At 69.9% G+C, this 11,320-nt stretch carries 11 protein-coding genes; 3 read left to right on the forward strand and 8 right to left on the reverse strand.

Features of this window, described 5'->3' with window-relative positions; translation table 11 throughout:
- Positions 1-7: 7 nt before the first annotated feature.
- The gene (locus ACIGXP_RS38255) at positions 8-1,246 is read right to left on the reverse strand and encodes a low temperature requirement protein A (protein WP_399776354.1); all 1,239 of its coding nucleotides are present in this window, start codon (positions 1,244-1,246) and stop codon (positions 8-10) included.
- Positions 1,247-1,381: 135 nt separating this feature from the next.
- Here ACIGXP_RS38255 and ACIGXP_RS38260 point away from each other — a divergent pair, with 135 nt between their 5' ends.
- A complete protein-coding gene (locus ACIGXP_RS38260; protein WP_399776356.1) occupies positions 1,382-1,558 on the forward strand; it encodes a hypothetical protein in 177 nt (58 codons plus the stop codon).
- A gap of 19 nt (positions 1,559-1,577) precedes the next feature.
- Here ACIGXP_RS38260 and mscL read toward each other — a convergent pair whose 3' ends face one another.
- The 6 genes from mscL to ACIGXP_RS38290 form a co-directional block, all read right to left on the reverse strand.
- Complete coding sequence (gene mscL / locus ACIGXP_RS38265; protein WP_363215263.1) at positions 1,578-2,036, reverse strand: large conductance mechanosensitive channel protein MscL; 459 nt, start codon at positions 2,034-2,036, stop codon at positions 1,578-1,580.
- Between the two features lie 138 nt (positions 2,037-2,174).
- Complete coding sequence (locus ACIGXP_RS38270; protein ID WP_363215262.1) at positions 2,175-2,765, reverse strand: hypothetical protein; 591 nt, start codon at positions 2,763-2,765, stop codon at positions 2,175-2,177.
- 146 nt (positions 2,766-2,911) lie between these two features.
- On the reverse strand, positions 2,912-3,745 hold the full coding sequence (locus ACIGXP_RS38275) for an S-methyl-5'-thioadenosine phosphorylase (protein ID WP_399776359.1): 834 nt from the start codon (positions 3,743-3,745) through the stop codon (positions 2,912-2,914).
- Between the two features lie 99 nt (positions 3,746-3,844).
- Positions 3,845-4,156, reverse strand: a complete 312-nt coding sequence (locus ACIGXP_RS38280; protein ID WP_363215260.1) for an FmdB family zinc ribbon protein — start codon at positions 4,154-4,156, stop codon at positions 3,845-3,847.
- 67 nt (positions 4,157-4,223) lie between these two features.
- Positions 4,224-5,522: an MFS transporter gene (locus tag ACIGXP_RS38285; RefSeq protein WP_399776362.1), complete on the reverse strand. Its 1,299-nt coding sequence runs from the start codon at positions 5,520-5,522 to the stop codon at positions 4,224-4,226.
- Between the two features lie 275 nt (positions 5,523-5,797).
- Entirely contained in the window at positions 5,798-7,324 is a 1,527-nt protein-coding gene (locus ACIGXP_RS38290; RefSeq protein WP_363215319.1) for a potassium/proton antiporter, read from the reverse strand.
- Between the two features lie 192 nt (positions 7,325-7,516).
- Here ACIGXP_RS38290 and ACIGXP_RS38295 point away from each other — a divergent pair, with 192 nt between their 5' ends.
- A complete protein-coding gene (locus ACIGXP_RS38295; RefSeq protein ID WP_399776364.1) occupies positions 7,517-10,378 on the forward strand; it encodes a penicillin acylase family protein in 2,862 nt (953 codons plus the stop codon).
- 73 nt (positions 10,379-10,451) lie between these two features.
- Here ACIGXP_RS38295 and ACIGXP_RS38300 read toward each other — a convergent pair whose 3' ends face one another.
- Entirely contained in the window at positions 10,452-11,030 is a 579-nt protein-coding gene (locus ACIGXP_RS38300; protein WP_399776375.1) for a 5-formyltetrahydrofolate cyclo-ligase, read from the reverse strand.
- Between the two features lie 135 nt (positions 11,031-11,165).
- On the opposite strand from ACIGXP_RS38300, the gene ACIGXP_RS38305 reads away from it, so the two are divergent.
- On the forward strand, positions 11,166-11,320 hold a 155-nt coding region (locus ACIGXP_RS38305; protein ID WP_399776377.1), incomplete at its 3' end, for a sugar phosphate nucleotidyltransferase.

Raw genomic sequence — 11,320 nt, forward strand, 5'->3', positions numbered from 1 at the left:
GGAGAGCTCAGCCCGCCGGAGCGGTGGTGTTCGCCGCACGCCCCCGACGGACCATGCGTGCCGTCAGCGTCACCCCGGTCGCCACCGCGGCCGACGACACGAGCCCCGCCGCGAGCACCGCCCATTCGCCCAGGAAGGTGCAGCAGATCACCAGCAGCGCCGTGACCGGCAGGACCAGCTGCTGGGTGATACCCACCTTGAAATGCCTCGAGTGAAGCGCCCACACGGTCAGCAGATACAGCGCCGTGGGCAGCGTGACGGCAGCAGACGCGGCCAGGGCGGAGATGTGGGTCTTGCCGGCCGCGTGTTCCACGGCCACCTCCAGGCCCGCGCCGATCGCCGCGGCCGAGGCGAAGATCAGGTAGTGCCCGTAGCCCCAGAGGAACGCCTGCTTGTTGGAGCGCAGGTGACCGTGGATGGGCACCACGAAGTAGATCCACCACGCGGAAAAGACGATCAGGAGACCGCCCGCAGCGGCCGGCAGCAACGCGCCCAGCGCATGGTGCTCGTCCACGGCCGACTTCACGGCGACGGTCGCCGCGGAGATCGTCTCGCCGAGCACGATGATGGTGAACAGCCCGTACCGTTCGGCGATGTGGTGCGGGTGCCAGGAGGTGCCGTGCCCCTTCTCGGCGAACAGCGGCACGCACATCTCCGCGACCGCCATCACGAGGAACACCCAGGGCCGTGCGGGTCCGGGCAGCAGCACCAGTCCGAGCCAGCCGATCTGGCACAGCAGCACGCCGCACGCGTACCGCAACGCCATGGCTCTCTCCGCGCCCTCAGACGATCTCGCGGCTCTCAGCCATTGCGTGGCCATCGCCAGCCGCATGATCGCGTAGCCGAGCCAGACCACGAGGTAGTCGTGCTGCTGGAAGGCCCGGGAGATGCCGGCCGCCAGCATCAGCACGCCGGCGATCTGCACCAGGGTGACGACCCGGTAGAGCGCGTCGTCGTTGTCGTACGCCGAGGCGAACCAGGTGAAGTTCATCCACGCCCACCAGATGGCGAAGAACTGCATGGCGTAGTTGAGGATTCCCCCGCCCGCGTGCCCTTCGGCGACGGCATGCACCAGTTGCACACCCGCCTGAGCGATCGCCACGACGAAGCACAGGTCGAAGAAGAGCTCCAGCGGCGAGGAGACCCGGTGCGCCTCGTCACGCCCGCGCGCGGTGAGCCGTCGCAGTGGTCCGGAGGACTGTGGTGCGCCCGAGGGGGCGGGCGCCGGAGCGGAACTCGACGTCATGTCTCTCAGCACACCAGAAAAGCGGGCGGACGGCCTTGCAGAGGCACCGGCAGACAGTGAACGCATTCACAAGCGGCTCCTGCCGGCGGTGCCGGACGCGCGCGGGCGCGTGGACCGGGGCCGTACCCTTGGGGCATGCGCACCGCCCCCGGATCCGAGCCCCGCGACCCGAAGCCCTCGCTGGTCTTCGACGACCCGCTGGACCAGCAGTCCTCGGACGACACCGATCGCGGCTGGGGCGAGCGCACGGACGGCGACAGCGCCGCCGACCTGAAGCGCTTCCTCGACGAGAAGCCGCCCCACCACCTCTGAGCCGTCCGCAGCAGCGCCCCTAGCGCTCGTCGCGCCCCGGTCCACGCTGTGCGACCAGCGCGTCGCGGATCTCCTTGAGCACCTCCAGCTCGGTCACCTCGATGACCTCCTTCGTGCCCTCCCGCGCCGCCTTGCGGGCCGCCTGCCGGGCCAGGTACTTCGACATCGGCAGGACCATCAGGAAGTACACCACCGTCGCGGTGATCAGGAAGGTCAGCGTGGCACCGAGAACAGAGCCCCACATCAGCCGGATGCCATGCGTCCCTTTGCACGAGGCGCTCAGGCACGAGCTGTAGTTGTCCAGGTTCTGCGTCCCGATCGCGCCGACCAGCGGGTTGATGATCCCCTTCACCACTGAGTTGACGATGTTCGAGAAGGCCGCACCGATCACCACGGCCACGGCCAGGTCGACGACGTTGCCGCGCATGAGGAAGGCCTTGAAGCCGTGCCAGACGCTCGGTTCCTGCTTCGCACTCACCTAGGGGACTCTCCTCGTGTGCACAGGGTGTGGAACGAAACGCTCCGCAACCTACGGCACGGGGAGGCCATTCTGTCCAGTGCGGTCGCTTGATCGAGCAACGTGACAGCAAGCCGCCCAGGAACTGTCGGAGCCGGTTCAGCACAGCGTCACCGCCAGCCGCGCCGTCGCGCTCGCACCGACGAGCCGTGCCGCCGTGGTGCGCGGCACGGACAGCACGACCAGCGCCCCGCTCTCCGCTCCGCCCTCCAGGGGCTCGGGCACCCTGGTCACCCGAACACCGCGCGCGAGCACCCGGGCGCCGCCCCCGGCCGACGGGTCCCCGGCGGCGATGACGTCGACACGGTCACCGGGTCGCAGAAGCCGGACCGTGGCCGCGTCGGCGATCCGCACCGGCGCCGTCACCACGTCCACCACCGCGTGCCGGCGTACGGGTTCGGTGACCCGGTGACCGGGGGCCTGTTCCGCGCGGTGCGGTCCGGCCCCGTCGCGCGGCCCTGCGGCGACGAGTGCGGCCGCGGTCACCGCGAGACCGGCAGCGATGGCCCGCCTGCGGTGCCGTACGAGCCGCTGCAGCTGATACCGCCCGCCGCGCACGCGCACCGGAGGGAACTGCGGGATCTCACAGGTCGCCGGGGCGTCCGTGCCCAGCGGATGCGGGAGCCGGAGAGGAGGCGGGAAGGGGGGAGGAGACGAGGACGCATACGGGGAGGACGAGGATCGGGGCATGGGAATCACCGCCTGCGACGAGGAATTCGGCTTGCGAGGCCACGATGAGGCCTCGTGCCGAATCCCGCCGGAGCCGGTGGATCACAGACGGATTGTGGATAACCCGCTCACCCGGACGGGGAAGTCCGCTCGGTTGCCCGCGTGCCCTACGGCAGCTCGAAGCCAGGATCCATTCCGCCGAGCGCGTTCACGCACAGGCAGTCCCGCGCCGCGGTCTCCGGCAGTGCCGCCACCGCGTCGAACAGCACGCCGCGCAGCCGGTCCACGTTGGCCGCGAACACCCGCAGCACCTCTTCGTGCGAGACGCCCTCGCCGGTCTCGGCGCCGGCGTCCAGGTCGGTGACCAGGGTCAGCGACGTGTAGCACAGCTCCAGTTCCCGGGCGAGCGCCGCTTCCGGGTGACCGGTCATGCCCACGACCGACCAGCCCTGCGCCTGGTGCCACAACGATTCGGCACGCGTGGAGAAGCGCGGCCCCTCGACCACGACCAGCGTGCCGCCGTCCACCGGCTCCCAGTCCCGCCCCCGGGCGGCCTTCAGCGCGACGGCCCGTCCGGTGGGGCAGTAGGGGTCGGCCATGGACACGTGCACGACGTTCGGCACGGTGCCGCCGGGCAGCGGCAACCCGTCGAAGTACGTCTGCACCCGGGACTTCGTACGGTCCACGAACTGGTCCGGGACGAGCAGGGTGCCGGGGCCGTACTCCGGCTGCAGGCCGCCCACCGCGCAGGGGCCGAGAACCTGCCGTACGCCGACGGAGCGCAGCGCCCACAGGTTGGCGCGGTAGTTGATGCGGTGCGGCGGCAGATGGTGGCCGCGGCCGTGCCGGGGCAGGAAGGCGACCCGCCGGCCGGCGATCTCGCCGAGGAAGAGGGAGTCACTGGGCGGCCCGTAAGGGGTGTCCACCTGGACTTCGGTCACGTCGTCGAGGAACGAGTAGAAACCCGAGCCGCCGATTACGCCGATCTCTGCGTTCGCCATGACCAGCACACTAGCGGGCGCCGAAACCGCTGGGGAGCCGGTGCCGGCCAGTGCCGAAGACCCTGCCGTCGTACGACGGCAGGGTCCGGGGAAGAGATGTCAGGCGGCCGAGCTGCTGGCGGAGCCGGCCGCGGACGACGTCGAGGAGGACGTGGACGACGCGGACGACTTCGAGTCGGACGAAGACGTGCCGGAGCTCGACGCCTTCGACGCCGGGCTGCTGCTCGACGTGGAGCCGCGGGAGTCGTTGCGGTAGAAGCCGGAGCCCTTGAAGACGATGCCGACCGCAGAGAACACCTTCTTCAGGCGGCCACTGCAGCTGGGGCACTCGGTCAGGGCGTCATCGGTGAACTTCTGCACCGCCTCAAGGCCCTCGCCGCACTCGGTGCACTGGTACTGGTAGGTCGGCACTGTCTTCCTCCTGGCACTCTCACTCGATGAGTGCTAACGACGATCCATAGTGACGTATTCCCGGGGATCAGTCCACCGTGACCGGCACGCGGTGACCGACGCCACGTGCGACGGTCCGGTTCTGCTGCCGGGCGACCAGCCGCGATCGCAGCGCCAGCAGGGTCGCCAGCGCGAGCACGGTGCCGGCCATCGGCACCAGGAATCCCGCGCCGCCCCACAGCCGGTCCTCCAGCTGTCCGGCGACCGTGACGGCGGCCGCCTGACCGAGCGCGACCGCGCCGGTCAGCCAGGTGAAGGCCTCCGTGCGGCCGCCGGCCGGGACCAGGCCCTCGACCAGCGTGTAGCCGGTGATCAGCGCCGGCGCGATGCACATGCCGACCAGCAGGCCGAGCCCGGCGAGCAGCAGCACCGAGTGCGCCGTCCACAGGGCGGACGCGACGATCGCGAGCGCCGCGTAGCCGATCACCAGGCGCCGCTGGGGGGCGGCCTTCCAGGCGATCGCGCCGCACACGATGCCGGACAGCATGTTTCCGGCGGCGAAGACGCCGTACAGGACGCCGTTCAGGCCGGGCTCGCCGATCGACTCGGTGAACGCCGCCAGCGAGACCTGCATGCCGCCGAAGACGGACCCGATACCGAGGAAGGTCACGACCAGCACGCGCACACCGGGCACGCGCAGGGCGGAGGCGTGCTCCACGCGCGCGTGTCCGCTCTCACCGTTCACCGGTGGCTGCGTGCCCTTCTGCGCGGCGAACAGCAGCCCGCCGACGAGGGTCAGCGCACCCTCCGTGACCAGGCCCGCGGCCGGTGCCACGGTGGTGCACAGAGCGGTCGCCAGCAGCGGACCGAAGACGAAGGTCAGCTCGTCCGTGACCGACTCGAACGCCGCCGCGGTGGTCATCAGGGGTGAGCCCTGCAGCTTCACGCCCCAGCGCGCACGCACCATGGGGCCGACCTGCGGTACCGAGGCGCCCGTCGGGACGGCGGCCGCAAACAGCGCCCACAGGGGCGCGTGCGCCAGCGCGAGCGCCGTCAGGGACAGGCCCGCCAGCGTGTGCACGAGGACGCCGGGGATCAGCACGGCGCGCTGGCCGTAGCGGTCGGCGAGGCGGCCGCTGTACGGCGCGAACAGCGCCATCGAGACACCGGTGACGGCGGCGGTGGCGCCCGCGGCGCCGTACGAGCCGGTGGTGTGCTGCACGAGCAGCACGATGGAGAGGGTGAGCATCGCGAACGGCTGGCGCGCCGCGAAACCGGGGAGCAGGAAGGTCCAGGCGCCGCGGGTGCGCAGCAGCTGTCCGTATCCCGGGCGGGACGAGGCCGGCGAGGTCTTCTCCGGTTCGGTGGTGGTGACCGTGGATCCCACGGCCCGTGCCTTTCTGCCGCCTGGTAGCGCGGGCCGTGTGGGCCCGGGTGCCGAGAGCTGTCCTCTTGCGCGGACTGCGGTAGATACCGGCGCCCACTGCGGGTGGGGGGACCCGGCCGCCATACGGTCGCGCCAGCTCTGCGTCAGGCAGAGTTGGTTCGATCAGGGTGCGCCTTCATGCTACAGGGATCATCGCCGCCCACGGCTGTGAAAACGAGCACCACGAAACGGGCCGCCTGGGATTTCATGGGGCGTGAACTGTCCGAAACGCGCCCTTAACGCAAGCTGCCCGCCCCGTTCGTGCCCAGCCAGCCCGCCAGCTTGCCGCCGTGGGCGACCGCGCGCAGGCGTCGTTCCGCCGCGTCGCGCACCGGGTCGGTGGCGACGACGAGCAACTCGTCGCCCCGGCGCAGCACGGTGGTGGGCAGCGGAACGAACGATTCTTCTTCGCGGACGACGAGCGTGACCGCCGCCCCGGGCGGCAGGCGCAGCTCGCTGACCTCCACGCCGTGCATCCGGGAGCCCTCCGGGATCGAGACTGACAGCAGGTGCCCGCGCAGCCGCTCCAGGGGTGCCGACTCGATCCCCAGGTCGGAGGCCTCGCCCTGCTCGCCCAGGCGCAGGGTGCGCGCCAGCCACGGAAGCGTCGGCCCCTGGACGAGGGTGTAGACCACGACCAGCACGAAGACGATGTTGAAGATGCGGCGGCTGCCGGCGACGCCGTTCACCATCGGGATCGTCGCCAGGATGATGGGCACGGCACCGCGCAGTCCCGCCCACGACATCAGCGTCTGCTCCTGCCACGGCACACGGAACGGCGCCAGACTGAGCACCACGCTCAGCGGACGGGCCACCATGGTCAGGACCAGCCCGATCACGAGGGCGGGCCACACGTCGTCGCCCAGTTCGTGCGGGGTGACCAGCAGGCCGAGCACGACGAACATGCCGATCTGCGCGATCCAGCCGAGCCCCTCGGCGAAGCCGCGCGTGGCGGGCCAGTGGGGCAGCTTGGCGTTGCCGAGCACCATCGAGGCCAGGTAGACGGCCAGGAAGCCGCTGCCGTGCGCCAGGGCGCCGGCGGCGTACGCGGTGACGGCGATGGCCATCACGGCGATCGGATAGAGACCCGAGGCGGGCAGGGCCACGTGCTTGAGCCCCCAGGAGCCGAACCAGCCCACAGCGAGCCCTATGGCGGCGCCGATGGCCAGTTCCAGGGCTATCTTGCCCAGCAGGACGTACCAGTGCTCGACCGGGCCGGCCGTGGAGAAGGCGACGACCAGGATGACCACCGGGGCGTCGTTGAAGCCGGACTCCGCTTCCAGCGTGCCCGTCACGCGCGCGGGGAGGGGAACTCTGCGCAGCACCGAGAAGACCGCCGCCGCGTCCGTCGACGACACCACCGCGCCGATGATGAGCGCCTGCCGCCACTCCAGCCCGACCAGATAGTGCGCGCCCGCCGCGGTGACCCCCACGCTGACGGCGACTCCGGCGGTCGCCAGGACGGAAGCGGAGGACAGGACCGGCCTGATCGCCTTCCACTTCGTGCCGAGACCGCCCTCGGCGAGGATCACGACCAGCGCCGCGTACCCCATGACCTGGGTCAGCGCGGCGCTGTTGAAGTGGATCTCGCCGATGCCGTCCTGGCCCATGAGGACGCCGATCGCCAGGTAGACGAGCAGGCTGGGGAGCCCGCTGCGGGAGGAGACCCGCACGGCCGCGACGGCGACGAGCAGGACCACGGAGCAGACGAGCAGGAGCTGGTTGAGGTGGTGAACAGTCAGCGGCGTTTCCTCCCCTGAGATCTCCGGTTACTTCGTTACCTTACCTAACTCTTGACGCTTTCTTGACGCTCGGCGGGGCAAGATCGAACGCCCGTGCGCGCTGGTTCCCGACTCCGCGTCAAGGCGGACAGGGCCCTGCGCCTATGGTTGCTCCAGCGCTCATTCAAAGTCACAGCCCGACCTGCCGCTCGCGTTAGGACAGCAAGGACAGCGATGCCCCCCAACACCACCGCCACAACGGGTGACACCGCCACCACCGGTGCCGCGCCCGCCAAGTCCGGCAGGAAGAAGGGGCGCAAAGCCCGACTGATCGTGCTGGTCCTGGTACTGGCCATCATCGGAGGCATCGCCTACGGGGCGTACTGGTCGATCAGTACGGTCCGCGCCTCCTTCCCGCAGACCACGGGAACGATCAAGCTCCAGGGCCTGTCCGGGCCGGTCGACGTCAAGCGGGACGGCAACGGCATCCCGCAGATCTACGCGACCTCCGACGAGGACCTGTTCATGGCGCAGGGGTACGTCCAGGCGCAGGACCGGTTCTACGAGATGGACGTGCGCCGGCACATGACGTCCGGGCGCCTGTCGGAGATGTTCGGCAAGAGCCAGGTCAAGAACGACGAGTTCCTGCGCACGCTCGGCTGGGACCGCATCGCCAAGCGGGAGTACGACACCAAGCTGTCGGCCGCCACGAAGAAGTACCTCCAGGCGTACGCCAAGGGGGTCAACGCCTATCTCCAGGGCAAGGACGGCGAGGACATCTCCCTCGAGTACGCCGCCCTCGGCTTCACCAACGACTACAAGCCGGCCGACTGGACCCCGGTCGACTCCGTCTCCTGGCTGAAGGCGATGGCCTGGGACCTGCGCGGCAACATGCAGGACGAGATCGACCGCGCCCTGATGGCCGGCCGCCTCGGCCCGCAGCAGATCCAGGACCTGTACCCGGACTACCCCTACAGCCGCAACAAGCCGATCGTGCAGGAGGGCCAGTACAGCCGGCTGACCAAGTCCTTCGAGCAGAGCGGCGCCACGGGCACCGCGCAGGGCACCGGCACGACGGGCACGTCCGGCACGACGGGGGCGACGGGCACGTCCGGTACCACCCGCGGCGCCACAGGCGCCTCTGCGGGCACGACGGGCTCGGCGGGCTCGTCCGCTTCGGGCGCGGGCGGATCGACGCTCAGGAGCCAGCTGGGGGGCCTCTACAACGTCCTGGACGACGTTCCTACCGCCGTCGGTGTGAACGGCCAGGGCATCGGCTCCAATTCCTGGGTGGTGTCCGGGAAGTACACGATCAACAAGAAGCCGCTGCTCGCCAACGACCCGCATCTGTCGCCGTCGCTGCCGTCCGTCTGGTACCAGATGGGCCTGCACTGCCGCAGCGTCTCCAGCAAGTGCCAGTACGACGTGACCGGCTACACGTTTGCCGGGATGCCCGGTGTGATCATCGGCCACAACGCGAACATCGCCTGGGGCATGACCAACTCCGGGGTGGACGTGACCGACCTCTACCTGGAGAAGGTGAGCTCGAACGGCTACCTGTACGACGGCAAGGTCCGGCCGTTCAAGACCCGCGAGGAGACCATCAAGGTCGCCGGCGGCGCCTCCAAGACGATCGTCGTGCGTCAGACGCAGGACGGGATGCCCCTGCTGTCCGACCGCGACGACGAACTCGTCGATGTCGGCAAGAAGGCCACGGTCAACACCGCCGCCCCCGACCGCGGCGACGGCTACGGCATCGCCCTGAGGTGGACCGCGCTCGACCCGGGCACCTCCATGGACGCTGTCTTCGCCCTCGACAGGGCGGCGGACTGGAGCGGCTTCCGCCAGGCGGCCGCCCTGTTCGACGTGCCGTCGCAGAACCTGGTCTACGCCGACACCGACAACCACATCGGCTACACGCTGCCCGGTAGGATCCCCACCCGCTCCTCCGCCGACGACGGCTCCGTCCCGGCGCCGGGCTGGGACTCGAAGTACCGCTGGACCGGCTTCATCAAGCAGGACGAGCTGCCCTACGAGTTCGACCCCAAGCGCGGCTACATCGTCACCGCCAACCAGGCCGTGGTCGACAAGAACAAGTACCCGTACACCCTCACCACCGACTGGGGCTACGGCACCCGCAGCCAGCGCATCGCCGACCTGATCGAGTCCAAGGTCCGCAACGGTGGCAAGATCTCGCCCGACGACATGCGGCAGATGCAGCTGGACAACAGCAGCGAGATCGCCAAGCTCCTGGTGCCGAAGCTGCTGAAGATCAACCTCGACGACAAGAACGTGCGCGATGCACAGAAGCTGCTCGAGGGCTGGGACTACACCCAGGACGCCGACTCCGCGGCAGCCGCCTACTTCAATGCCGTGTGGCGCAACATCCTCAAGCTCTCCTTCGGCAACAAGCTCCCCAAGGAGCTGCGCGTCAAGGGACAGTGCCTGTGGGTGGACAAGGTCGACAGCACCGGTCCGGTCGACGACGACACCAAGGTGCGCGAGTGCGGCGAACGCGACGCCGACCAGGCGCAGCCGGACGGCGGCGACCGCTGGTTCGAGGTCGTGCGCACCCTGATGGAGAAGCCGGACAGCGACTGGTGGAAAACCCCCAAGTCCGGTACGCGTCCTGCGGCGAACACCATGGACCAGCTCTTCGCCCGCGCCATGATCGACGCCCGCTGGGAGCTGACCGCCAAGCTCGGCAAGGACATCGACACCTGGAGCTGGGGGCGGCTGCACCGCCTGTTCCTGAAGAACCAGACGCTCGGCACCGAAGGTCCCGAGGTGCTGCAGTACATCCTCAACCGCGGCCCCTGGAAGCTCAGCGGCGGCGAGGCCACGGTGAACGCGACCGGCTGGAACGCCGCCGGCGGCTACAACGTCGTCTGGGTGCCGTCCATGCGGATGGTCGTCAACCTCGCCGACTTCGACAAGTCCAGGTGGATCAACCTGACCGGCGCCTCCGGGCACGCCTTCAGCGCGCACTACACCGACCAGACGAGCCTGTGGGCCAAGGGCGAGCTGCTGCCCTGGTCGTTCTCGGGCAAGGCGGTCGACGAGAACACGAGCGACACACTGGTCCTCACACCGTGACCCGCTGACGGCACGGTACGAAAGCGGCCCTCCACGCACGCGTGGAGGGCCGTTTCGCCTACCTGGGGTCCGCTCAGGCGCCCGGGAAGCGGTGCACGCCGGAGGGTGTCACCACCGCGTGCACCGGCTTGTCGTGCGCCTCCGCCGGGACGTGTGCGACGACCTCCGTGTCGTACAGGAGCACCACGAGCCGGGGGCGTACGCCCGCGCGCTCCAGGCGGGCCAGTACGCGGTCGTACGACCCTCCACCACGCCCCAGGCGCATCCCGCGCGCGTCCACCGCGAGCCCGGGCAGCAGCACCACGTCCGCGGCCGTCACGGCGTCCGGACCGAGACGCGCGCCGGCGGGCTCGAAAAGCGCCATCTTCCCGCTGTGCCGGACCTGAGCAAGGGAGCCCGGGCCGGCGTATTCACCCCAGTCCAGGTCGTTGTCGGGCAGGAGCGCCGGGAGCAGGACACGCACGCCTCGCGCGCGCAGCGCGTCCAGCAGCGCCGCCGTGCCGGGCTCGCTGCCCACGGAGACGTACGCCGCCACCGTGCGCGCATGCGCCAGCTCGGGCAGTCCCAGCGCACGCTCCGCCAGCGCGCGGCCCGTCTCGCGGACGTCATCGTCGGTCAACCTGTTCCTCACCGAGAGGAACTCCCGCCGCAACCTCCGCTTGTCAGGCTCGCTCACGCGTCCTTGGTCTTCCACGGCTCGTCCTCGCACCCTTCCCGTGCAGCCATATAAGGGTCAACCAGCCGGAGCCACAGAAACGCTGCAAAGGCACCGGATAAGGTTGCGGGCATGACTCAGTCGCACCCCAGGATCAGCAAGGCTGTCATTCCGGCGGCAGGTCTCGGTACCCGGTTCCTGCCGGCGACCAAGGCCACTCCCAAGGAGATGCTGCCGGTCGTGGACAAGCCGGCGATCCAGTACGTGGTCGAGGAGGCCGTGTCGGC

This window comes from Streptomyces sp. NPDC053069, assembly GCF_044546895.1.
GTDB lineage: Bacteria > Actinomycetota > Actinomycetes > Streptomycetales > Streptomycetaceae > Streptomyces.